Origin of the sequence: Pedobacter frigiditerrae (assembly GCF_004331645.1) — a bacterium.
Classification (GTDB): Bacteria; Bacteroidota; Bacteroidia; order Sphingobacteriales; family Sphingobacteriaceae; genus Pedobacter; species Pedobacter frigiditerrae.
The window spans coordinates 33,405-58,931 of sequence record NZ_SJSK01000006.1 but is presented as its reverse complement, the minus strand read 5'-3'; the positions used below and the strand labels follow the sequence as shown (position 1 = coordinate 58,931).

At 37.0% G+C, this 25,527-nt stretch carries 16 protein-coding genes; all 16 read right to left on the bottom strand.

Going from position 1 to position 25,527, the window contains the following annotated elements; genetic code table 11:
• Positions 1-20: 20 nt before the first annotated feature.
• Positions 21-2,048, bottom strand: a complete 2,028-nt coding sequence (locus tag EZ428_RS19595; RefSeq protein ID WP_131554907.1) for an alpha-amylase family protein — start codon at positions 2,046-2,048, stop codon at positions 21-23.
• Between the two features lie 7 nt (positions 2,049-2,055).
• Positions 2,056-4,314: a glycoside hydrolase family 95 protein gene (locus EZ428_RS19590; RefSeq protein WP_225871104.1), complete on the bottom strand. Its 2,259-nt coding sequence runs from the start codon at positions 4,312-4,314 to the stop codon at positions 2,056-2,058.
• Positions 4,315-4,470: 156 nt separating this feature from the next.
• Positions 4,471-5,691, bottom strand: a complete 1,221-nt coding sequence (locus EZ428_RS19585; protein WP_131554905.1) for a DUF4998 domain-containing protein — start codon at positions 5,689-5,691, stop codon at positions 4,471-4,473.
• 36 nt (positions 5,692-5,727) lie between these two features.
• Positions 5,728-6,963 carry a DUF5000 domain-containing lipoprotein gene (locus EZ428_RS19580; RefSeq protein ID WP_131554904.1) on the bottom strand — a complete coding sequence of 412 codons (1,236 nt, stop codon included), beginning with the start codon at positions 6,961-6,963 and terminating at the stop codon, positions 5,728-5,730.
• Between the two features lie 36 nt (positions 6,964-6,999).
• On the bottom strand, positions 7,000-8,931 hold the full coding sequence (locus tag EZ428_RS19575; RefSeq protein ID WP_225871103.1) for a RagB/SusD family nutrient uptake outer membrane protein: 1,932 nt from the start codon (positions 8,929-8,931) through the stop codon (positions 7,000-7,002).
• The gene (locus tag EZ428_RS19570; RefSeq protein ID WP_131554903.1) at positions 8,931-12,185 is read right to left on the bottom strand and encodes a SusC/RagA family TonB-linked outer membrane protein; all 3,255 of its coding nucleotides are present in this window, start codon (positions 12,183-12,185) and stop codon (positions 8,931-8,933) included. Before EZ428_RS19570 ends, EZ428_RS19575 begins: the two co-directional genes overlap by 1 nt.
• A 577-nt stretch (positions 12,186-12,762) precedes the next feature.
• The gene (locus EZ428_RS19565; protein WP_131554902.1) at positions 12,763-14,361 is read right to left on the bottom strand and encodes a solute:sodium symporter family transporter; all 1,599 of its coding nucleotides are present in this window, start codon (positions 14,359-14,361) and stop codon (positions 12,763-12,765) included.
• Positions 14,362-14,371: 10 nt separating this feature from the next.
• A complete protein-coding gene (locus EZ428_RS19560; protein WP_131554901.1) occupies positions 14,372-15,394 on the bottom strand; it encodes a GntR family transcriptional regulator in 1,023 nt (340 codons plus the stop codon).
• 625 nt (positions 15,395-16,019) lie between these two features.
• Positions 16,020-16,286 carry a glycoside hydrolase family 76 protein gene (locus EZ428_RS19555; protein ID WP_131554900.1) on the bottom strand — a complete coding sequence of 89 codons (267 nt, stop codon included), beginning with the start codon at positions 16,284-16,286 and terminating at the stop codon, positions 16,020-16,022.
• A 102-nt stretch (positions 16,287-16,388) separates the two neighbouring features.
• On the bottom strand, positions 16,389-16,625 hold the full coding sequence (locus EZ428_RS24385; protein ID WP_225871111.1) for a glycoside hydrolase family 76 protein: 237 nt from the start codon (positions 16,623-16,625) through the stop codon (positions 16,389-16,391).
• 346 nt (positions 16,626-16,971) lie between these two features.
• Positions 16,972-18,915, bottom strand: a complete 1,944-nt coding sequence (locus EZ428_RS19545) for a glycoside hydrolase family 97 protein (protein WP_131554899.1) — start codon at positions 18,913-18,915, stop codon at positions 16,972-16,974.
• A gap of 23 nt (positions 18,916-18,938) precedes the next feature.
• Entirely contained in the window at positions 18,939-20,354 is a 1,416-nt protein-coding gene (locus tag EZ428_RS19540) for a glycoside hydrolase family 125 protein (RefSeq protein WP_131555288.1), read from the bottom strand.
• 33 nt (positions 20,355-20,387) lie between these two features.
• Positions 20,388-22,052: an FAD-dependent oxidoreductase gene (locus EZ428_RS19535; protein WP_131554898.1), complete on the bottom strand. Its 1,665-nt coding sequence runs from the start codon at positions 22,050-22,052 to the stop codon at positions 20,388-20,390.
• Complete coding sequence (locus EZ428_RS19530; RefSeq protein ID WP_225871102.1) at positions 22,045-22,794, bottom strand: SGNH/GDSL hydrolase family protein; 750 nt, start codon at positions 22,792-22,794, stop codon at positions 22,045-22,047. Before EZ428_RS19530 ends, EZ428_RS19535 begins: the two co-directional genes overlap by 8 nt.
• An 11-nt stretch (positions 22,795-22,805) precedes the next feature.
• On the bottom strand, positions 22,806-23,942 hold the full coding sequence (locus tag EZ428_RS19525) for a glycoside hydrolase family 88/105 protein (RefSeq protein WP_131554896.1): 1,137 nt from the start codon (positions 23,940-23,942) through the stop codon (positions 22,806-22,808).
• A gap of 13 nt (positions 23,943-23,955) precedes the next feature.
• Positions 23,956-25,527 carry a glycoside hydrolase family 28 protein gene (locus EZ428_RS19520; protein WP_165501834.1) on the bottom strand — a complete coding sequence of 524 codons (1,572 nt, stop codon included), beginning with the start codon at positions 25,525-25,527 and terminating at the stop codon, positions 23,956-23,958.

Genomic DNA, 25,527 nt, shown 5'->3' with positions numbered 1-25,527 from the left:
ATAGGTTATTTTTATACTAGCTATTTATTGATTTTTAATATTTTAAATACTCTTGCATCTGCAGCTGGTAAAATGAGATTTGGATTTCCTTTTAGCAAAATCTTTTCATTACTTAAAATATCTATTGCCATATAGTTTTGTTCCCTATCTAATCCTATGTTAGCTTGGGATATGGCAATTCTTTGCTCGTTATCATTATAATTGAACGCAACTAAATAAGTAATGCCTTTTACTTGTTTAGTAAACAGTGTCGATGCAGTTCCATCGTTTTGTAATGGTCTAAAAGACCTCCCATCCTCAATGAGTTTTAAGAGTTCAGGATTTTGAAAAAGTTTTTTAGCCATGTTCTTCCATGGTCCATTTATCGAAAAATCATCACCAACAATTAAACTTCCTGTAGCAAGGGCAGAGAATAATCGAGCCCTATTGACACCTTCTTTCTCTGTCTTTAATACGACATGGTCTGCATCCATGTAATCATATAAATAAGTTTGCCACCAGCCATAGGTAAGGCTATTTAGGGTGTATTTCGTATCGCTTATGGAATGGAAGGCATCACAAGCAATTCTTCGCATGTGCACATACTTTGCAGTGGCGATATTTGGAGATATTGCAGCATAGATGAGCATCTTGCCAGCTAGTTGGCGCAATAAAAACTGCATACCTTCTCCATAAGCCTGCATACCCGTAGCTATTTTGGGATTATAAAAATGACTTGATTCTATTGCCGCATGGCCCAAAAAGTCTATCTTAATCATTTCAAAACCACATTCTTTTAATTTATTAATTACCAAGGCAATCCTTTTTTGTGTACCTGGGTGAGTAGGGTCAAGTGCCCTTGCGCCATCAATATCATGATAACCGTTTCCAGTTTTCGTCCAAAGTTCGCCATAGGTATAGTTACTTCCTTCTACCCTTCTGTTTGAACCACTTTTAAAGCCCCAATCTGTAAATGGCGCCCAATACACACCAGGCTTTAACCCTCTTTTTTTGGTATAATCGGCAAATGCCTTTAGCTGGCTAAAATCTCCTTCTAAGCCGCCATCAATTAGTTTATCCCAATAAGAATCTAAATCGATGAAAGCAGTTCCACCACTTCTAAATCCCTTAAGGCTATCAGCAAAATAATCAACTGTTTTAATTACCTTTTCATAAGAAATATGCTCTTGCATTGCTCCCCAACTATTCCAGCCCAATGGTGTAGCTTGTTTCCACTTGAACACTATTGGGGGATCTGCCAACCTACAAACTTTAGCATAAGCCTCCATCCCCTTTCTCCAGTCGGCAAAGGCACCAAAAAATATCCTTGATGAAGAGATTTTGTTGCCCTTTATATAACCATGCGGTATGGTATCTCTAGTAATTCGCTGGTCGGTAAACCCATTTTTTACCGCAATAAAAATAGAATTGCCAACATTAAGTTTAGTTTCTACACCAGATTTCCATTTACCTTGTTCAACTGAGCCAGCAATTAGTCCTTTTTTGGAGGTATCGTTATACAACGCCCCTACTTCTGCGCTCATTTGAGGAGCGTCACTCATTAGCTTTTTAGTATGATAACTGATGAATGTATCGTTATCAAACGGCACAAAAACAGAATTAACGCCCGATTGATTCCCAAAATAACTTACATCACCTTGTATTGGAAATAGCTCATTAGATGACAAGGAATTACCAAATAGCTGAACTTGGCATAAAAAATAAGGCAATGCATCATAGACATAAAAGATTTGGTGCATTTCTGGTAAGCCTTTTCCTTTAAGCGTAATGATATGTTTTTTCCCCTTCCCAATGGCATCATTTAGCAGTTCATTCCTATAAGTTCTACTATCATAATCTTTTGAGCTATATATCTTACCCAGATTTTTCACTAGTGAGAACCCATTTTCTAACCATTGGGTTGTTTGTTGAAAAACCTTAAAATTTCCCTTTTTTAAATCATAGCTGATCTTGCCAGTTTTGCCAAACGGAATATCAACTCCCCAAGATTTGGTCAGGAGAAAGAACACTAGTAATAAGCTTAAGAAAGAGGCTTTTTTATTGATCATTTTTAGGTTAAGCTTTTGTAGCCATTACATTGATTATTTTACCATTAAGCCTAACCTTTACCATTTTAGGATTTGAGGAATACACTCTATATTTGGTTACCTTACCATCTTTCCAGTTGATGTCTACCGTAAAGTTACCCCTTGCTTTAAGTCCCTTGATCATGCCATATTTTTTCCAGGCATCTGGAATTGCAGGTAGAAGATCAATAAATCCATCATGGCTCTGTAATAACATCTCTACAATTGCCGCAGATGCACCAAAATTTCCATCAATCTGAAATGGCGGTCCAGCAGACAGCATATTAGGATAAACGCCACCTCCTGCTCCATAATTGATATCAGTTCTAAGGGTTGGCTTTAAAATTTCCCTGAGCAATTTAAAAGCTCGATTTCCATCTTGCAGCCTTGCCCAAAACAATTGTTTATAAGCTATAGACCAACTTGGCCCATCATCACCCCTAACTTCTAATGTTTTTTTTGCGGCTTCAGCCAGCGCTGGCGTAGAATAAGGAGTAATTAAAGCTGCTGGATATAAGCCATACAAATGAGAAATATGCCTATGCTGTGGGTCGGTTTCCTTATAATCTTCGAGCCATTCCTGAATACGTCCATCTTTGCTAATTATTCCTGCAGGCGGGAGCATTTTTAACCTGGATTGAAGCTCTGCCCTAAATTCAGCATCGATGCCCAATAATTTGGATGCGGTAATTACATTACTGAACAGCTCTCTTACAATCTGATTATCGATAGTTGGCCCCATAGAGATGCTTGCTGTGCGCCCATTTGGCAGATAGAAAGAATTTTCTGGAGAAACGGAAGGTGAAGTAACTAACCAACCTGATTTTGGATCTTTGATCAACGCACTTTTGTAAAATGCCGCTGAACCTTTCAGCACAGGATAAATACTTTTAAGATATTTTAGGTCTTGGCTAAAGGCATAATGTTCCCAAAGGTTATTGCATAACCAACCAGAACCCGCATTTGAAGCTCCCCAAGAAGCACTTTCTCCAGGCTCTGTAAAACCCCAAACATTGGTGATTACATGGGCAATCCAACCATCTGCATTATAATAAGCTTTCGCCGTTCTTTCCCCAGGCTTTTGCAAACTGCGCACCAATTCTGAAAGAGGCAGATTTAACTCTGAAAGATTAGCTGGTTCTATGGCCCAATGGTTCATTTGAACATTTACGTCTAAATGGTAATCTCCATTCCATGGCGTATTAATTTGATTAGCCCATAAACCTTGTAAATTGGGAGGTAGCAAGCCAACGCGTGTACTGCTAATACTTAAATATCTTCCGAATTGAAAGAATAAGGGTGCCAAAGCCACATCATCCCCATAATTTTTATAGAAATTATCAAGTCTTAAATTAGTAGGAAGCTTTGTCGAATTTCCTTCACCCAAATCTATGCTTACTCTTTTAAAAAGCTTTGCGTATTTTGTAATATGGTTGCTAAGTTCTAGTTGAAAAGGCTTTTTCTTGGCTGTAAAGAGTATATCAGCAGTTTTCTTTTCAAAATTTGGGTCTTTAAAATCTGTTGCGGCAGAAACGTAAATAACCACTTCTGTTGCATTTTCTATGATTAATGAGTTTTGATCCGCAATAATACTTCCACCAGTAAGTTTTGCGTTCACCCTACTAAAGTACCTCATCCCTTTGCCATCAGTTCCATTATCTAATTGGCCAAACATTTGCAATTCGTTACCCACCACTTTAACTGTTGATTTTTCAGGTCGATTGATAGTAATACTTAGATTTAATTTACCTGGCTGATCTGCAGTGAGCCTGATCATATTTACATCACTATCAAAGCTGCAAAAGTATTCTTTCTTGTAGTTAACCCCATTTAAACGATAGGTAGCTTTAGCTACTGCTGTATTTAAATCAAGTTCCCTTCTATATGTTTCGGGATTGGTATTAGGATTTTTCACTCCTGGATAGGTAAAATTAAGTTGTAAGTTGCCAAGCATTTGGTATTTACCCCATTGTGCACCTCCTGACCCAGGTCCCTTGCAAACAAAATCGCGATTTACCAAATCTTGGGCTTCATCATTCTTACCTTCTAAAATAAGCTGTCTTATTTTTGGCAGGCTTTTATAGGCCTCGTAATTATTCGCATCTTGCTTGCTACCAGACCACAGGGTGATATCATTTAAAACAATATTCTCCTTCCATACCCCACCATCAGGTGTCATACCTAATCTGCCGTTACCCAAAGGCAAGGTTTCTTCCCACATTTTTGCGGGCGAATTATACCATAACATTTGTGGTTTAACTTGTGCAAAAGACCTATGTATCGTGGCAAAACATAAAATTGAACAAAGAATAAAAACGAAAAGCTTTTTACACATACTTATTTTAAATTTACATAGGACTTTAATTACCTAAAAGCCTATCTACGGAACCAATTATTGATTAATTTATTGTTTATTCCAAAATCTAAGCTCACTCATGTTACTGTAGTTACCATCACCAGTTGTTACATGCTTAATCCTGATTCTGATGTAACGAATTGGTTTCCCCTGGTTATCTAAATCCACAGTAATTGCATTTTTTCCATCATCACTACGCACAACATCTTTAAGCAATGTCCATCCTTTAGCTATAGATTCATTTGCCCAACCACTATTGTTTGCCCTAAGTGTGGTAGTGGCATTGGTTAAATCGGCAATACCCCATACTTCAAACTGATCTGGGTTATTGCAACAATCTCTTCCTGTTTCTTCTATTCGAGCCAAATTTGAATAAACCTTTCCTAAATCAAAGGTGAGCACATGTGGCATTCCACCGCTCCCATCGCTATGAAAAATATTCGGATAACCCTGTGGACCTACACTTCCATCCCATAATTTGCTAATGCTTGTCCCTGATTCATAGGTATTCACATCATTTGGCAAACGAACTTCTCTAAACAACGAACGGTCGCACAATACATAAGTAAATATTTTCGGGAATGTAGAAAAATCCGTTACCGTGAAAACATCTAAAGAACCTTGCCCTGGGATATAAGAAGATTTATAAAGGATATCGGTTCCTGCTTTATAATCAGTAAGCGTAATGTTATTCTCGGTAGGTAAAAGTGTTTTATCAATACTTGCCCCGCTCGTATTTGTATACCTGATAATGGTATTTACATTAATGGTATCTGGTGTATCAAAATTCAATTGCACAGAACCATTACTGTTTACCACGTATGGATTTGTAGCATTAAAAGGCCTGTTGAGCAAGCCTGATTGATATAAAGGTCCAAATACCCTTACGTTATTGGCGGCAATTGGAATAGACCTATTGCCTTTCGCATCATAAGAATAAATGGTAAAGGTATAGGTATATTCCTTTAGGCTTGGAATCACTACTTTAATGACATCTGAAGTATTATGACTGGTTGCACTGACCACTACAGAATCTAAATTGTTATTCCAATAAATCACATATTTACTTACACTTGGATCTGGACTCGGATTCCACCACAATGCCGTTCTTAAATTCCCAGGTTTGGTTGTTACGTTGTCAACTTTACCTGGATAAACAATTTCTCCGTTCTTTAAATAATCTTTAAAGGCAATATCATCTTTAGTACAACTTATGATTACTATAACCAATAGTAATAACAGCCCACTAATTTTATATATATTTTTCATGTTAAAAAATTTAGCTTTTATAATTTTTACATCTTATTACCGTGGATCACCATAAATAGCCATTTCCATTGCATGGGCAAAAGTACCGCTAGACCAAGTGCTACTTACCGATAGGCGGATATAGTTAACTTTGGGATTGGTTAAAGGGAAGTTGAAGCTTACACCAGCTTTTACAAAATCATTATCGGCTGTTGTATGTGCTACGGGAGCTAGTCCTGAAGGAGGTGGAGGATAATTATAATTACCCATATTTATCCAATCGCCTATAATTGTACCCACAGGTGCCGATAATGGTAATTGCGCATCTCTAGGCGCTGTAGCGTTTGAGCCCCATACCGAAAATACCTTTGGATTACCGTGACCATAAGCGAATTTATCGCTTCCATCAGGTCTTTCCCATAAAACAAAGCGACTTAATTTTGCACTTATGCCCAAACCAAAAGTTGCAATTGCAGGCATTGCCCCACCAGGCGCGGTGTGCCATCCATTAGAATTCCCATCTGTTTTTCCATCCCACAAATAAGGCAAGTCCCATCCATACGCAATCACGCCATCACTAGCAAGCCTGTATTGGAAAAACTTAGTCCTATCGAGAATAGTTTCAAAAAATGGAGTAACAGTTTTATAGGTGGTATCTGAAATATTACCAAAATTATCTGTCACATAATAGCCGATTTTTTTTGCGACAGGTGCGTAACCTCTTACCGAGTAATCTATAGTTTCTATCTTACCATAATGCTGATCAATAACATCAGAGCTATTATTATCACTTACACCTAACAGAATAATGCCCAGGTTCTTTTTCAATGGATTTAGACCTGTTATTTTTATCCCACCAAAATCTGCCTCAGCATTAATTGTTGGTTTTAAAAGTAAATATGGCGGCGTATCTGGATTAACCTTTACCACTACAGGATCCGATTTAACCTCTGCTCTGCTAACTGCATACAACGTAACGTCGTAAACTTGCTTCTTGGCAAACCCATCAACCATGATGGTATCAGAATAGTAACTAGATTTTGTTTCTCTTGTAGTTACACCATTTATCTTATATCGAGCCAAAACGTATAAAAGGTTTTTAGAGTTGGGTAAATCATATGTAATATAGGCACCACCATTAAAATTATCTACTTTAATATTGGTTACCAACCCTGGCTTAGCCATATCTGTAGATGATGGTTCGTTATAGCTTTCAACTTTTTCACAAGCACTGAAGCTAGCGAAAGCTGAGATTATGGCTAACGAAAACAGCCAATTTTTAAAATTTTTCATATTATTTAATGTAAATATTTATAAACATCATTTTATTTACCAATAAGGATTTTGAACCAGGTTTGGATTAACTACCAAATCATAGCTCTTAATTGGCCATAAGTAATCTTTTAAACCAAATACTGGAATAAACTGCGTTGTTGGGCGATAATAGTTTATCGCATCAGCATTATTTATGCTCCAACCTTGTATAGGGTTACTTAGAACAGCTTGTAGTTCTTTCCACCTACGTAAATCCCAACCACTCTGTCCTTCAAAACACAATTCAATCCTTCTTTCTTGATGAATGATTTGTCTTAAACCATCTTTGGTGCTAAATTTATTCGGGGTTTTAGAGTAGTTTGTCCATGAGGCCTGAACACCTTGCAAACCAGCCCTTTGTCTTACCTTATCAATATAAGTAAACACCTCTGCTGTTGGCCCATTTACTTCATTTAAAGCCTCAGCATAGAGTAGGTATAAACCGGCTAACCTGATTAACGGTAGGCGGAACGGAGACGGTTGAAAACCATCATCATAAACAGATGCATAACTTACCAATTTTTTAGGCCAATAACCCGTTATGTTCAATCTTATATTATCACTAGGTGCTGCAAAACCACTTCCTCTTGCAGAAACAAAGTACAGCGGGTTGGCAGGGTCATCTTGATTATTTCTACCATTTCCAAACCATACACCACCATCAAAAGCTACATCCGCATAAAATCTAGCTTCGCGAGCAAAATGACCTTTTATAGTTTCATAACCTTGCTGTATATAATAACGGCTGGCATTATCGCCAGTTTTAATGGTATTTCTTCCTGCATAATCCCAAGTTTTATCTTCAGTTATTGGCACACCATTTACTGTATAAAATAGTTCTTGCGTACTTATTGGAGCAGAAAAAGTTGAAGGATTTGAGAAAGCATTAACAGCCGATTTTGCAGTTAATCTTGGCGTAGAATGTCCTTGGTAATTAAATTCGGGGTTTGAGGCCCAGATTACCTCGGGATTTAATTCCCATTTTTCTGTCACTGCATTTTGCACATCCAGTTCTCTTTTTATCGAATCGGATAGTTTACCTACTGTTGATGGAGAATTAAAAACATACAATTTAACACCTTGTGTTTCTGCAGCAGTTATAGCCGCTTTGGCTGCTAAAGCTGCCTTGTTCCATTTTTGCAAATCATAAACCAATGGAAAAAGACTAGCTCCTTCCTTGTCTTTAAAGCTCGCATAGTCTGGATTGCCGTTAAAAAGTGGGCTTGCGGCAGTCGCTAACACATCTGCTTTCACCGAAAGGGAGATTACACTAGTTACCCTACCTAATTCTGTTGCCTGACTTGTAATATTAGGTGGTAAATCAGGTGTAGCCTCATCTAATAATGAAACAATATAGTCCACAACTTCATCAACGGATGATCTTTTTACACGAACCTCATCTGTAGTGCTATTTATGGCCAAATTTGTTTTAATTAACGGTATTGGACCATACATTTTAAATAGCACATAGTGATAATAAGCTTTCAAGAATTTAGTCTCAGCTATCCATCTTTTTTTTTCTGCAGCACTTAAATCAATAGGCTGATCTATGTTCTCGAGCATGGTATTGCATATTCTTATCGACCTCCACAAACTGTAGCTGCCTTCGCTTCCATCCCAAGCATTTAATCCAGGGTTTGCTGCAGTTTGTGTGCCTCTCAACAAATTAAAACCAGTTCTGTTAAAGCCTTGAAAATTATCTAGAGAATTGGAATAAATTAGTTCTGAAGAAGTTGTAAAGCCTGGATTAGTAGCCACGTCATTCATTCTTTGTAAATAGGCATAACACGAATAAAGATAATTCTGTGCTTCATTTCTATTTCTAAAAGCATAATCAAGTGTGCCAATATTGTCAGGTGTTACATCAAGATACTTTTTACATGAAGTAAAAGACCAAATTGCAATGATGATGCAACTATATTTGAAATATATTTTTATCGTTTTCATTATAATGTTACGTTTAAACCAACATTGAATACCTTTTGTATAGGATAGGCAAAACCATTTCCACCTTGTTCTGGATCCCACATTTTAAATGGACTCCAGGTAATTAAATTTAATCCATTGAAATAGATGCGGCAAGAAGAAAGCTTAATGCTTTTGGAAATTTTTGCTGGAAGTGTATAACCAACTTCCAAAGATTTTAATCTCATCAGTCTGCCATTCCTCATCCACCATGTACTGGTTTGTGCATTATTTTCCAAATCAACCGCGTTTACAGCTAATCTTGGGTATAGCGCATAAAGGTTTTGATTTTCTGGAGACCAATGGTTATCTGCAAAATCTTTAAGCAATTGTGTATTTCCTAAAATATATTGTTGATCACTTGGTACAAAAGGACTAACCTTACGAGGATCTATAAAAAATGTCATCCTATCTTGGCCTGTAAAAAAGGCAGAAAGATCAAAACCTTTATAAGATGAGCTGAAACCAAAACCATAGACTAATTCTGGCGATTGTGGATAGCCGATATATGCTTTGTCTGCATCATCAATTCTACCATCATTGTTTAAATCTCTATACTTGATGTCACCTGCTTTTGGTGGTTTTCCATTAGTAGAAAAAATTTGAGTTGGTGAGTTCAGCACCTCTTTATCGTCAACAAATAAACGCTCGGCAATGTAGCCAAAGTTTCTGCTAATAGGTTGCCCTGTGGTATACCGATAAGCCTCTGCCCATTGCGGTTCTTCGTAATTAATGTATTTATTTTTAGCAAAAGTTAGATTAGATCTTACTGCAAAAGAGAAATCGTTAACCTTGAATTTATAATCTAGTGATAAGTCCATTCCTCTTGACCTTGCCTCACCCACATTTGCGCCAACTGCTGCCTCTAAACCTAACGTTGTAGGCAGATTGGCTCTGGTCATATAAATATCGTATCTGTAATTATTGTAAAACTCTGCGATTAGATTAAGATTTTTGAAAAATGTGGCTTCCAATGCTAGATTGGTTTGCCTTGAAGTTTCCCAAGTAACATCCTTATTTTCATAATTATTGATAAATACACCTTCTCTACTTGATCCATTGTTAAATCCAAACTGTGCATAATTTCCACCTCCATTCAGATTAACATCAGAGATGTAAAAAAATCTTTGTGCACCGATGGCATCATTACCAACAATACCATAACTACCTCTTAATTTTAGGCGGTTAACTACTTTGGAAATTCCTCCCTCCCAGAATTTTTCGTTAGAAACAATCCATCCAGCACCAATTGTTGGGAAAAACCCAAATCTGTGGTCTTCAGAAAATCTTTCTGAACCATTATACCCAAAATTTGTCTCCACAAAATAGCGGCTCTTATAAGAATAAGTTAATCGTCCTGCTAAACCCAAATTGCGAAAAGGCAGCGAATTTTGCAATGAACTTGCGTTACTGTAAACTGTTTGTTGAGCTGTACCAATTAAAGTACCACTCACACTGTGGCTACCAAAAGTCCTATCGTAATTTAATGACGCCTGACCATATAAAAAGGTATTTATATTAGTGCCTCCTGGACTGTAGCTTAAATATTCTTGCGCAATGTTTGGCGCACCATTAACCACAGAAGAGTTTAGCCAATTTAACACATAGGTGTTGCTAGCCTTATCATAAGAACCTACATTATAATAAAATGCAGAATAAGCCCTTTGAGAGTCAAAATAAGAATACCTATTTGTACTAAATATAGATTTAAAAGAAAGTCCTTCAGTAAAAAAATTTAATTTTTGGTTGAGCTCAAATTGTGCAGACATTCTAGATTCTGATGAATTTTTATGCCCACGAAGCATGGCTGCATAAGGATTGTTGTCTAAAATACTGTTTACGCCTGATCCCCCTCTATTTCCAAAAAGAATATGTTGTGTATTTTGATTAGCGGCATCAGCAGGGAAAAATGCAGGGAAATTTACTGGACTGGTATGAACTGCAATGTTATATAAATCAGTAGAGAATCCTCCATCCGTAGCAACTGGACCATTGTATTCACTAAAATTGCCCGATAAACGCACAACCATTTCAGTGGTTTTAGTTAAATCTATATTTACATTTGAACGAAGTTGATAGTTGCGAAATTTCACGTTGTTATCGTTGTTATTTCTATCGTCTTGTTTAAGTACGCCGTTATCTAAATTATATGAGCCAGCTATATAATACCTAGCAACACCACCACCCCCGCTTACGCTCATATTTGCACGTTGGGTACTTGTACGCTTTTTAAATAGCATATCTAACCAATCAACAGCAGGATAAACGTATTGGTTATAACCTGGACTTTTATTTACCGTAGCCTGGGTATTAATAATCTGGTTTGGTGTAAACATAGGATCCATACCTCTACCAATAGATGCCTCGTTGAAAAGTTTCATATAGGTAATAGGATCGGCAAGTTGAAGGTTTTCTGCAGATTGAGAAGAAGAATTTTCTAGTCTAAAGCTTATCTTAGCCTTACCTTCTCTACCAGACTTGGTACTCACTAAAATTACTCCATTTGCACCTCTTGCACCATATAATGCGGTTGCGCTTGCGTCTTTAAGAATGGAAAAACTTTCGATATCATCTACCTGCAAACGGGCCAAGTCTGAATTGGTCAATTCTACATTATCTATCAAAATAAGTGGATCCCTTTTATAACCAAAAGTAGTTACACCCCTGATAAAAAACTGAGAATTATCCTGTCCAGGTTGCCCAGTACGTTGATAACCGATTACCCCTGCAATTTGCCCTGAAAGTGCATTAGTTAAATTACTTGAAGGAATTTTAAGGTTGGCAACTTTTACAGTAGTTACCGAACCGACAACAGCTTCTTTTCGCTGTTTTTGACCTAATGCTGTAATTACTACTTCATTTGCTAAAGTAGTAGCCTCTTCTTTTAATACTATAGTATAGGAAGCCTCGTTGGTAACATTTACATTTTTTGATATGTAGCCAACCAATGAAACTTTAAGTACGGCTCCTGTTGTTACATCTAAAACAAAACGTCCATTGGCGTCGGTCTGAGTACCTAATTTCGTGTTTTCAACACTAATATTAACTCCAGGGAGCACTAAGCCTAAAGTATCCAGTACTGTTCCAGTAATTGTTTTCTTTGGAGATTGTTGACTAAGAGCGGGTAAAGCACAAAATAAGAGCTGAACGAATAAAGCTATGTAGGCAAATCCCCTTAAATGTTCGAGCTTTAAAAGCGCAGCAATGCGCTTGCAAAACAAAAATGAGTGTGTCATTTATTTTTAAACTTTAAAATGAGTGAGCTTAAGGCGAAGCAAGATTATTAGCCTTAAGAAAATTATTTTCCTTTAGATGTTCTGATGGAAATTATCCATCAATGGAAATGACGGAATTGCAGAAAACACAGATTCTCCAGCATAATTTAGATTTGGAATTGTTCATATATGTTATATTTGGTTGATTTCTTCTTTTCACTATTATTTGCAGTTGGCACTATAAATAGCTTTAACTCAAATATTAATGGCTTTGGCATTATTTTATCAAGCCGAATGTCTTATTGCCCTACACACAGACTTATTTTATTTATACCTAAACTTGAAAAGAATGAATTAAGTCAATTGCACTATCCTATCCTATCCTATTTAGTTAATGCAATTATAAACAATTTTTTTAATATTTCAATACTCTTAAAAAAAAATAAAAATATTCTAGTTATCAGCTATCCACCTTTAACATAGACAGATAAGAAAGAAAGCAAATCCAACATTAAGATAAGGGGTCATTATATCCTTGATTCTAAATTGTTCCACTAAAAATGATTCTATCTATAATAGACCAAACGATAAAAAAGAATTAGGCTATTCCAACTTTAGAGAACAGCGCAAAAACCAAAACCATTAATACAATTAAGAGTCCATTATAAAAATATCTTTCTTTCCATGGCTTCACATCTACCATATTTTCCATCTTTAGTTCATAAGCTTTTTTGAGTGGAAAAAACCTACCAATAATTAGCATCAAAATAGAAGTTACCAAGAAAATAAGCGCTAGGCAATGCAGGTAGTGAAGATGGGACTTAAAAATGAACTGGCTGAGCACATAACACGAAATGAAGAACACAACCCCAATCTTAGCGGCTGCTGGAGGCATTTTTTTAGTAAAAAAACCAAGAAATATAATAGTAAAGATAGGTAGACTAAAAATTGCGCTTATTTTTTGTAAATATTCATAAAAGCCACCCTGCGAAAAAACAATAAACGGGGCAAATAACATGGCAAATAAAGAAACTGAGATCTGAAATAATCTACCAGTCCTGAGCAGACTACGTTCGGTCAAGACAATACCTCTTCGTTTCTCTACAAAGGGTTTATACAGATTTAGCGTAAACAAGGTGCTTGAACTGTTTAAGCCTGCATTAAAAGTAGTTATTGCAGCACCAAACAGCATACAGGCAGCCAACCCAGTTAAAATAGGTGGCAGAACATCCTTAATTAGCAGAGGAAAAACCTCTGTGGTATTTGTTAAACTTGGATACAGGTGTACAGCTATCAAACCAGGAACATTAATCAATAAAGGGCAAAGCAATTTAGCAAATCCCGCCAAGGCAATACCCTTCTGGCTGTCCTTTAAGCTTTTTCCTGCCAAAACCTGCTGAACGATATATTGTTCCATTCCCCAGTAATACAGGTTGATAATGAACATGCCTGTAAAAAGAGTTGCAAATGGAACCGCATCATTCTCAGAACCAATAGCGTTCAGGTGTTCCTTTTTTGACGAAAGAACCGTCTTTAAACCAACCATAAAATCATCATTCCCTAAATAACGCAAACCGAAATATGGAATAGCTATCATTAAAACCAGCATTCCGGTACTAAGTACGGTGTCGGATATTGTAATTGTTTTTAGGCCTCCAAGAATTGTGTATAATGAACCTATAAGTCCCATTACCCAAACTAATAACCAAATGCTTGCCCAATAGGAAATATGGAGATTTCCTGACAGATTAAGGAGCCCGCCAAAAGCTACTGCACCACCATAAAGCACAGTAGGAAGCAGATTAATAATATAACTGAACAGAAATACCAATGAAACCAATGTCTTGGTTCCTTTATCATATCTTTTCTCTAAAAAGTCTGGAATAGTTCGAATACCTGTTTTAAGGTAAATTGGTATGAAAAACTCTGAAACAACAACCATGGCCAGTACAGAAGATATTCCCCAGCCTATTACAGACATATTATTTATATAGACAGATTCGTTTTCGCCAATAAATTGATTTGCGCTTATGTTGCTAAAAAAAAGAGAGGCGCCTATGATGATAAATCCATTAGACCTATTCCCTAAAAAAAAACCTGTAGTTGTTTTGTTTTGACTTTTACGCGATTTGAAATAAGAAATAACAGCAGCAATAACGGTAAAGAATACAAAACTTATGAATGCCGTTTTTCCCAATTTTTATAGGTTATAGTGAGTTTCTTTGTATCAATTTGTTTTCCATAACATGTTTAACTGGTACTTTTGTAAGTACAAATTCTGCTGCTCTTATGCCCATTTCTGCAAAATCAACAGAGAAAGTTGTTATCCCGTCGAAAATAATTTCCTTCACATTGTCGTCATTATGAGAAAGTATGCCCAAGTCGTGGCCAACCTTCAGGCCTCTCACTTTAGTATCCTTTAATATTTCCCACAATTCCAAATTATGGATTGTAAAATAGACTTTATCTGGCGCTATGCTACCGCTATGGTATTCACTTTTGATTACCCCATTAATCTTATAATCTTTTATAAACTGCTCAAAAGAAATTAAAATATCATTTGGCTCTGCAGAATTGGGTCTAAAGAAAAATACGAATTCCGAAAACTCTTTTATGCGAGGAGCAAGCTTTACAAAGGCATTATAAGATGATTGCCTAAATTCCTGAACAATATAGGAATAGGGCTCTTTCATTTCAACATACCTGTCCACCATCAAAAACTTATCCATAGGTAGTTTTTCAAGAATATTAATAGCCTCTGGACTATCAATAGGTGCAATCACATACATTCCATATTGCCCTTTGTTACTGTTAATGATAGATTCGAAAACCGTAAGGTTATTATGGTGAAAGAAAACATCAACTTGAACATTTGGCCCCAGGTGATTCCTAAAGTTCTGATAAAAAGTCTCCTGAAAAGTATCAAAGGCATAGATCAAAAGGCATACTTTTAAATGCTGTTCGGTATCGTCCGTTGCAACGAAATACCCTTTCCTGTTCTTGGACTCTACAATACCTCTGGCAATCAATTCCTTATAGGCTTTACCTATTGTTTCCTTGGCAAATCCCAGCTCCCTTATCATTTCGTTAACAGAAGGTAAAATATCTCCCCTAGCAATGATCTTCTGATTCAATGCATTTATAATTCCCTGAATAAGTTGCTCGTGCTTTGAAAAGCTACTGATGTTTGCCAGCAGTTTTATTTCGGAGAATAGTTTGGTTTTATTCATTCAGAGAGGAAATATTTAAATCGAAATGTAAAAATATTTAAATTAATTAAAAAATCACCATTTAATGTCCTGATACAAAAAGATTATTCCAGTCTGGTAGCTTTGCGTATTGACCCAAAAATTCAACAACTTAGATAATGTCTCTTGTAAACTACCTTTATTCCGTTACAAAATATCCCAGAAGCAATCTTTATTCTATTAAGTCTCTGCTGGACCTTGATGCCAATTTCGAGTGAAATACAATTATAATTAATGCAGCTGTGATATGAGAGCTACCAATATCGACCCCAAGGCGCATTGAATCTTTTACTTTTACCATTATTATTTATTTTTAATAACCATTATTTAAGTTATTTGTAAAATCGGCAACAATAAAGCGACAAAATCATTTCCCAGGCACTAGACAATCGATAGTTTTATTGAGCGACTATTACATTCATATTGTAGACGTCAATCTTTTCGATCCTCAAGTGAGCTAATCCTGCGTAAATCTCCAACATTACAGCTTGGTCAATTAGTGGTTTCTTTTTCTGCTTACCCATTAAACCAACTGCATCTCGTTGCTCTTCCCAAATATGGTCAGGGCCTCCTCAAAAATTCTAAGTTTAACCTTACCATTTTCGTACTAGGAAATAAAACCTCTAAAAAGCACCGCGCTGAACCAATAATTATCTACAAATTTTCCTTCTTTAAAAAAATATCTTTCTGCAGCATCTGCAGTTCTTTTTGCCTCCATTATGTATTTTTCCTGTTTAGTTAGTTGATGTAAAATTACATTTGCCTGAAGCATCGTACCTGAATTGTAAGAATAGATGTATTTAGCTAGTTTTAGGGAAGGGGATTTAATGGCATCATAAAAAAGTCCATCAGGGGTTTGTAGTTGTTCATTTATAAATCAAAATAGCTGTATTCAGGCAACCTTTCTTCTTCGTAGCCTTTTACAACTGAAGGGCCAATAGCACCCCAATGCCATTTGAGCATGTATTCTTTGTACTTAGATCCCCCTCGCGCCAATAAACCCGCCAGAAACAGTATCAAAACCCGTCATCATTAAACGATAGGTTTTTTCTGCCAATTCGAGATACCCCTTCCTTTTGGTTCGTTGATACACATCAATTGCGGCAATACCAATCCATTGGTTATCATCGTAATACCGAGTATCCCTGCCCTCACTCGCTACCTTGGCCTGATAACCAGCAGCAGGATGTGCTGGATTGTTGTATTGTTCGATAGCCTTAATATGGGACCCAGATAATCAATTTCAGGAACAAGCGCTTCCATTTCATTTGCTCGCTGCATCAATGTACATAGCGGCCAGAGATAAGAATGTTCATTATCCTTTACGGGCAACTCGTTGGTTTCGTGGTATATCTTACGTTTTGAATCCCTAAAATGGCAACTGATTTGGTGATTAATGAAAATTGCTTTTTCCTTGGCCGAATATCCTTTATTTTGCCCCATCGCTAAAAAGCTCGTCATTATCAACAGCGTAGCTAATAGGATTTTCCATGGGTTGAATATTTTAACATATCGATTAACTAATGTTGAAACTCAGATTTGTTGGTTATGCACTTCATTTATTTTTTTGAAACAATGCCTACCCAACCTCCACCAGTGGTAAGATTGATATTCAGACGGCTATTTTTGGTTACGTTGATAGTTTCCATTTTAAAATCCTTAGCATTACGATCAGCATTGATTCCGTCTTTCCAAACCTGAGCAGTATATTCTCCATCACCAAGAAAAGAAAAATCAAGAACCATTTCTCTTGCTGTCCAGTTTGTCATTGCCCCGATATACCATTTGTGATCCGCTCCCTCACGTGCAAATGCAACATACTCCCCCACTGAAGCTGCCAAAGGGATGCTTTGTTGCCAAACTGCAGGAACAGCTTTAATAAATTCCATACATTCTGGCTCTCTAAGATAATGGGTGGGCATATCGCAAAGCATTTGTAATGGACTTTCGAACACTACATACATTGCCATTTGGTTGCAACGCGTACCTAACGTCATTGGTTCTGAAGGAATGCCTGCAAAAGCATTTTTTTGAACATTTAACATGCCTCCAGGAGTAAAATCCATAGGCCCAGCTGCCATTCTTATAAAAGGCAAGGTGGTGGTATGTGCAGGGTCTATAGAACCTACAAACTTACTAATTTCATTGCCTAAAACCCCCTCAGATGACATTACATTTGGATAGGTGCGGCTCCATCCCGTTGGTTTATACGCACCATGGAAGTCAACCAAAAGCTTTCGCTTTGCAGCTGCCTTGGCAACCTTTTCATAGTAATTGACCATATCTTGATCATCACGTTGCATAAAATCTACCTTTATACCTTTTATGCCCCATTTCTCAAAAACATCCAATGCTTGATCTAGTTGTTTATCCAATACCAACCAGCTTGCCCAAAGAATAAGGTCAACATTCTTGCTTTTTGCATATCTTGCCAACTCTTCCACATCAATATCCCTTGCCTGTTTCATCAGATCCCTGGTATCACACCAGCCCTCATCCAACAATACATATTCGATACCATACTTAGCCGCAAAATCGACGTAATATTTATAGGTGTCGTTATTAATGCCAGCCCTGAAATCTACACCATAGATATTGTTATAATGCCACCAGTCCCATTGTACCTTTCCTGCTCTTACCCAACTATAGTCACCTTCAGCAGGACGTCCTAGGATATAGGGCAGCTGATTTGTCAATAGATCTACATCGTTTCTTGCAATCATTAAAATCCTCCACGGAAAATCTTGTTTGCCATCTATTTTGGCAATAAAATCCGTTCTTTCACTTACTTGCTCATCGCGATCACTTGTGATTTTTTTAACTTTTGGATAATGGGGGAAAACCGCTTGCACACCACCTTTGCCATTGCCAGTAACCCAAAGTCCTGCATAGTTGAACAAGCTGGATTCGGTAAGCAGTACCTTGGTTTGACCAACATCAAACAGTACAGGTAAGCTAGCCAGTTTTTTTGTTGTAATATCACTAACCGTATATTTTTTGTATGCCCTTTCATTATGCGAAAAAAAGCTTTGCTCTTCTGGATACCAGGATTTGGCATACTCAGGAAAATTGATACTTGCCTTTTCATCTAGTACTTTATAGGCTAAATTACTTTCATTAACCCATCGCCAAGCCACACCATTGTCATAAGCTCTCCACTCTAGGGATAAGCCATTGGCAAAATCTATGTGAAGTTGATTGTATTGATCTACAACAGATTTACTCTTTTGCCATACAACTGGATTTAAGACTTGGCTACCCTTGGTCTGTAAAGTTTTATTAATCTTCCATCCATTTGCTTGTTTATCTGTTTTAAAAAAGATTGCAGATCTTTTTACTAGAGATTTTCCATTTTGCGCAACCTGGTAATATACACTATCAGCCAGAACGAGTTCAACCTTTATTGTTTTATCAGGCGATCCCAAAATGTATTTTTTTTGCGCATAAGAGGTAATACAAAGCACTAGAATGAAAAGTATGATTGTTATTTTTTTGTTTGTCATCTTAATAAATTCAATGGTATATTTTACAATAAATGTGGTTTTTCGTTAAAGGTTTTCCATAGGAATTCGCCAAAAATGGTATTGCTCCAAGCAAACCATTTCCGGGTAAAGTTATTCGGATCGTTCTTATGGAAAGACTCATGCATAAAGCCTGTTCCAGCATGACTTTTCTGAAGCAACTCAAGGCAATACTTGATTTCCTTTTCATCGTTGCTGGTTAGACCCCTAGCTACAATGCCCAAGGGCCAGATCATATCTTTACCGACATGCGGCCCCCCGATGCCCTCTCCAACCTTGCCCTTGAAAAAGAATGGGTTTTCTGAAGAAAGCACCAACTTCCTTGTATTCTGATAAATTGGATCTGCTAATGGCACCGAACCCAAATATGGCATGGCCAACAAGCTTGGGATATTGGCATCATCCATTAAGTTATAACTACCAAAGCCATTCACTTCAAAGGCATACACCTTTCCAAATTTTGGATGAGTGGTAACAGCGTGAATTTTTAATGCATCTTCTACCTCTGTTGCCAATGCACTCAATTCATTTGCGGCTTGCTGGTCTTTCGCTATGGCATACATCATTTCTGAGGCCTGTTTTAGACTCGTGACAGCAAAAAAGTTAGAAGGAATAAGGTAATTGTAAATCGTGGCATCGTCACTCGGTCTAAAAGCAGAACAGATTAATCCTACCGGCTTTACCGGGTAGCCATAACCATTCATGGGAACACCATCGGTGGCCCAGGATGTTTTACGTTGAAACGAATAAGGCCCATCATTTTCTTTTCGCTGTTGTTCCTTGAACGTCTGAAGGGTAGCCTTGATTGCAGATTCCCATTGCGTATCAAATGGGCTTACATCGCCAGTGGTTTTCCAATAATGATAAGCTAACCTGATTGGGTAACATAGTGAATCGATTTCCCATTTGCGCTCGTGAATTCCGGGCTGCATTTTGGTCTGGTCATTTTTCCATTCTCCAACTTTGTTCACATCCCCATAAAAAGCATTAGCATAAGGATCTTTGACCACACATTTACTCTGATGATTGATCACTCCCGCAATGAGCTTACGCAATGGCTCATCCTTTTTAATAAATGATAGGTAAGGCCAAACCTGCGCAGTACTATCGCGAAGCCACATTGCATCTATATCCCCTGTAATTACATAGGTATCTGACTTGCCATTTTCTTCAGTATAGTGAACGGTCGTATCTAGGGTATTTGGGAAACAGTTATTAAAAAGCCAGGCCAGTTCCTTGTTTTTGACATTTGCCTCAAATTTGGCAATTGCCTCTTCTACGCCCCTACTGAGGAATTTTCTTTTCTCGATAGCTGTTCTGACCTGTGGAAAATCTATGGAAGAGGCATAGGCCAAGGGCCCTTTTAATAGGATAGCTGTTCCGATTAGACCCGAATTTTGGATAAAATTTCTTCTTTTCATCATATTTTTTAGTTAATGACAATCACTAAATTGTCAATCTTGTAAGTTTAAGCGTTGTTTTTGGTTCAATAATAATGTCTTAAGCTTTGCATAATCAACATCTTGGACATTGGTCTGATTATCTATGGCCAATGATGCTGCAGTTGACGCAGATTCGCCTAGAATCATAAAAACAGGTTCCATTCTAACTGACCCATAGGCAATATGGGATGATGACAAGCAAACGGGCACCAGCAGGTTTAGGCACTCTTCTTTTTTCGGGATGATTGAGCCATAGGCAATGCCATATGGCTTAGGTGCTTTCACACCAACATCACCTTCATTTTGCAAATAACCTTCTGGAGTTACATAACGTTGGACATTGTGCGAATCGAGCGAATAAGAACCCATTCCTACAGAATTTGGCACTTCTTTTTTGCCAAGCACTTCATTTTCTGTCATGATGTAACTACCAATCATTCTTCTGGCTTCACGAACATAGATTTGATATGGCCAATTTTCATTGTCCTTAAATTCATCTTTTGCCAAACCCCACTTATTTAAATTCTCCTGCACGTTTTTTGGAATTCTCGGATCGGTTGCCATAAAATACATGAGTCCTTTTTGATAATTTTCATGTGCTTTTAAAATCTCCCTTCTCCTTTTATAGGATGCGTTTGGATAGTCATGGTTCATTCCAATGTAGTCGGTACTAAATGGACCATGATTATTGGTATCTGTCTTATGGTTAGGTAATGGGTCATATTTATTAAAGAGTTCATTCCATCCACTATTAAAAACACGAATTAGCAATTCATAATCTAAAGGGTTATAATGATCTGGCTTCGGGAAAGAAATCCTGTTCTCGGGCTGGTCCGTTAAACACATTCTATAGGTATAAGCTTGTATTTTTTCATCACCAACACCCTTCAAAATAGTTTGTTTTCCACTTATACCTGCAAGCAAACCACTTGTGGTATCTCCAATAATCCGATAAGGATCTATGTTATTTTTAAAATAATGACCATGCTGAAAAACCAATGGTTGCGCTCCATTCCATTGTTCATTATAGACTTGATTACTCTCTCTGCCAATATGATAGCTAACTTTTGAAGCTGCCATTAAATCGCCTTCATAAGTTGCATCTATGAACATTTTCCCTACAAATTTCTTTTTACCTAAGGTAGTAAAGCTGATTATTTTGCCTAATTTCAATTCTACTCCAAGCTCACGATTTAACCACTCATTACGGTAAACCTTAATCCTATTCTCTTTTATGAAATCTTCCATAATTTGTTCGGCAACATGTGGCTCGAAAATCCACATCGTTCTTTCATTACCATCAATTGCAGGAGTTCCCTGGCCTTTGTTTCCGTAGTTTTCTTTTTTTTGCCAGTTCCAAGCCGATTTTTTTTGATAATGTAAGTAAACACGATGATAAAATTCTCTAGACAAACCACCAATTACAGATTTATCGCCAGTATCGGTAAAACCCAATCCAGAAGATGACAAACCTCCCAAATGAATATCTGGAGATACAACAACAACCGACTTGCCTAATCTTACAGACTGAACAGCTGCCATAATGGCTGCCGATGTACCACCATAAATAACAATATCTGCACGATGAATTTCTTGAGCTGTAATGGCATTAACTTCTTGCTTTAAAAACAAGATAACCAAACTGATGGCCACCTTAAAAATTGTTATTTTATTCATCTTGCAAAAGTTTTTTTAAGTAGGCTGGGTAACTATCCTTCATTATTGATCCATCACCTTTGGTAATGCTATCGCCAAAGCAAACGATGTTATTTTTTGGAAGTTTTGTCAACATTATATAATCATATACGGCCAAGGCAATAAAGCGGTAACCATTTGCAGTTGGATGGATGCCATCTTTTTTATTACTGTTTAACTCATTTTGAATTAGAGAATCCCTATCCAAACCTATTTTTCCGATGGCGCTAAGTCGATGTCCGAGATCTAAAAAATGAACATGCTGTTTTGCTGCGACTTTTTTGATTACCTCGTTTACTTGTTTTCTTCTCCCTTGAACACCTTCTGGATCATAAAATGAAGATGGATGCCTCGTTAACAAATATGGCTCAAAAGCTGGCAATATGCTCATCAACAAAACCTTACTTCCAATTGCTATAATTTCCTTAACGATCTCATTTAGATTGGCTTCATAAGTTTTTAGTTGCACATGTTTTACACTATTCATATCGTTTGTACCAACCATAAGTATGGTTAACTCAGGGCTTAGCGCTAAACAATCTTGATCTATTCTATTTAACAAATCAATGGTATTGTTACCTCCTACCCCTGCGTTTGTGATGGTGATATCAGTTTCCCGAAATAGATCTGTTGCAAATGAATTTGATAAACCATGAAAAGGTTTGGTTATTAAAAAAGATGTTAGGCCAACAATTGACCTTTTAAGTAAAAACCTTCTCTCCATCATACCCAAATTTACTTGCTCAAAAGTGCAAAACTACACCATAAAACAGGAGCTTGCCCGTGCATATCTCCTGTAATTCTTTTTCGATCCAGGTAGTATTGTTTACTGTTTTCTTTATTAGTTCCTTGACAAACTTCTCTTACATCACCATTTGGCTCGATATATTCTACAATTGCCAACCAGGCTTTTCGAGCCACTGGCCCATATTCTTCTTCATTTAACCAGCCGTTTTTCACACCAGTAATCATGGCAAAAGCAAACATTGCGCTCCCTGAAGTTTCGGGCCAGCTTTCTTTAACATCTAATAGTTGTAGCCACATCCCATCTGCAGTTTGATATTTCTTTAAACTAGCCATCATTTGTTGATAGCCCTTTAAAATTTTTGGGCGGTTAAGGTTGTCTTTGGGTAATGAAGTTAACAGTTCAGCCATTCCAGCTGCCATCCAACCATTTCCGCGTCCCCAAAAAAAAGGCACATCTGGTGCGTGATGAAAAAGCCCATTTGGCCGTTGTATAGAGTCTAAGTAAAAAGCCATTTCATGTGCTGCTCTTTCAATATATTTTTTATCACCAGTAGCGCGATAAGCTTGTGACTGAATATTGGTGATCATGTACATATCATCTATCCAAATACGGGTTTGCCATGTAAGGCCTTTTGCTAAAAGTGCCCGATAAGTTGCATTTTCCTTTTGGGGCATTGTCCATTGTTGATCTGCAAACCATTTACCTATATCCAAATACACTTGGTTTTTATTTTGCATATGTAATTCCAAAGGAAGCGAACCAAAAATATTTGGATCTACATGATCTGGCCTTGGCTGAAGGTTCTTTTTTTCATAAAGCAATGGCCTAAAACGTTCATCAAGCTTCGCTGTCATTTCCTTATTACCTGTTGTTCTGGCAAATTTAAGTGCACCATACCAAGCGCAAACTTCAGAATAGGTAATAGAACTTGGAGGTGTTGTAAATCCAAAATTAGTATGTGGTGTTGCCATAAAACGTTGGCTCAATAAGGTACCAACTTCCATTGGCGATGTACCTTTTGGCCAATTTTTGAAGTATTTAAGTTGGGCGCTAGCTTTTAAATGCACCATTTGTGTGATGCCGAATAACAATAGGACAACAATGATTATTTTTATCTTAAACATAGGATTGAAGTATTTATGGCTTAATTTTTATGTTTTTGGCGAATAGCATATCCGTTATTTTCATTTCGCTTAAACTTTCGGCTGGTAAAGTTTGGTTTGGCATCATTATATTTTTAAAAGTGATTTGCTCAACTGAATTTTTATCACTTGCACCTTTTATTTTAACAGGAGATCTACCTGCATCTCGTACCAAAATATTACTAACTAGAACTTTGGTAATTGGGCCACTGCCAAGTTTATCTCCGTTTTGCATCAAGAATACTGCCCAAGTTCGATGGTCATCATTTTGAAAACTTAATTTCTCGATATCGATATTGTCAAAAAATACATTCTTAACATAAGAAGTTCCCCATTTATGATGTATGCCGATACCTACCGCAGCATCATACACCACGCAGTTTTTAAACGTAATATTTATTTGCGGTTGCATTACACCCTGCCCAATCTTAAAACCATAACAATAGGTCCAAGAAATGCAATCATCGAATACTACATTTTTTTGAGCTAAGGGCACTCCTGGCCAATTGCGACATAAATCTGTATCTTGTTGCCAAGTTTTAGTAGAAAAAGGATCATCCAACGCAATCCCTATTGCATGTTTAACCAATACATTTTCAGATTCAATAACGTCTACCCCATCATTCTCGCCCATATCAAACCTATTAAAAAGCTTAAAATTTAGCAGTTTTACGTTTTTCGAACGAATAGGAAGTACTGCCCATGCACCAGAGTTTCTAATGATCAAACCATCCATTACAAAATTCTCTGCTCCCATAATCGCTAAAATATGGTTGCCAATCTTTCCCTTTTCTGTAGCTATTTTTCCATTTCCATCCAACGTTCCAGCGCCGTAAATTTTGATATTTCTGGCGCCAGACTTGGTATAAATCCACCAAGTAATGTTTCTATTCTGAGAAACCTTTTTGGCATTTACAGTATAATCTTCGGCCTTGCCTGAAAAAAGAAAAACTGCACCTGGCTCCATATACAATGACATGTTGCTTTTTAGCTCTAAATTACCGATTAGATATACACCCGCTGGTATGTAAACCGTTCCATTCTTAAAATTGGATGCCGCATCTATGGCTTTTTGAATTGCGCCTGTAGTTAAGATTTTCCCTGATTGATCTGCCTGATAATCTACAGCAACATTAAAAACACCTGAACCAGTTGATTTTGGCTGAACAACTTGGTGTTGATCTATCGCAATAATTAACTCTCTTTTTTTATTGATTTTAACAATCAAATATTGCGCATTACTTAAACTAAAAGTGAGCGTTTTTCCATTTACCTCGCCTTTTATATTGTATTTTTTCGGACTGATATTATAATCCACAATAACTTCATCAAACAGAGTTATACTAAGCTTTAATTGTCCTTTTGTAATCGAAAAATGAGCATAGTCATATTTATCGTTATAACTTGCTATCGGGATTTGAGTAGTTGCAGCAGTTAAAGAAAACTGCGTAGATTTTTTATAAATAGTTGGAAGTGCATAGCCAAAAACTTTGGCACCTTGCAGTTGGCCTGCAAAAACAAATGCAGGCCAAAGTAAACAAATTAGAATGACTTGGATTTTTCTCAC

Excerpts from the sequence above, each read along its gene's own strand:
- EZ428_RS19525 (WP_131554896.1), bottom strand. The coding sequence starts at position 23,942 with ATGTTTAAGATAAAAATAATCATTGTTGTCCTATTGTTATTCGGCATC.
- EZ428_RS19595 (WP_131554907.1), bottom strand. The coding sequence starts at position 2,048 with ATGATCAATAAAAAAGCCTCTTTCTTAAGCTTATTACTAGTGTTCTTT.
- EZ428_RS19545 (WP_131554899.1), bottom strand. The coding sequence starts at position 18,915 with ATGACAAACAAAAAAATAACAATCATACTTTTCATTCTAGTGCTTTGT.
- EZ428_RS19540 (WP_131555288.1), bottom strand. The coding sequence starts at position 20,354 with ATGAAAAGAAGAAATTTTATCCAAAATTCGGGTCTAATCGGAACAGCT.
- EZ428_RS19580 (WP_131554904.1), bottom strand. The coding sequence starts at position 6,963 with ATGAAAAATTTTAAAAATTGGCTGTTTTCGTTAGCCATAATCTCAGCT.
- EZ428_RS19560 (WP_131554901.1), bottom strand. The coding sequence starts at position 15,394 with ATGAATAAAACCAAACTATTCTCCGAAATAAAACTGCTGGCAAACATC.
- EZ428_RS19585 (WP_131554905.1), bottom strand. The coding sequence starts at position 5,691 with ATGAAAAATATATATAAAATTAGTGGGCTGTTATTACTATTGGTTATA.
- EZ428_RS19530 (WP_225871102.1), bottom strand. The coding sequence starts at position 22,794 with ATGGAGAGAAGGTTTTTACTTAAAAGGTCAATTGTTGGCCTAACATCT.
- EZ428_RS19575 (WP_225871103.1), bottom strand. The coding sequence starts at position 8,931 with ATGAAAACGATAAAAATATATTTCAAATATAGTTGCATCATCATTGCA.
- EZ428_RS19570 (WP_131554903.1), bottom strand. The coding sequence starts at position 12,185 with ATGACACACTCATTTTTGTTTTGCAAGCGCATTGCTGCGCTTTTAAAG.
- EZ428_RS19535 (WP_131554898.1), bottom strand. The coding sequence starts at position 22,052 with ATGAATAAAATAACAATTTTTAAGGTGGCCATCAGTTTGGTTATCTTG.
- EZ428_RS19590 (WP_225871104.1), bottom strand. The coding sequence starts at position 4,314 with ATGTTATGGTATAATTCGCCCGCAAAAATGTGGGAAGAAACCTTGCCT.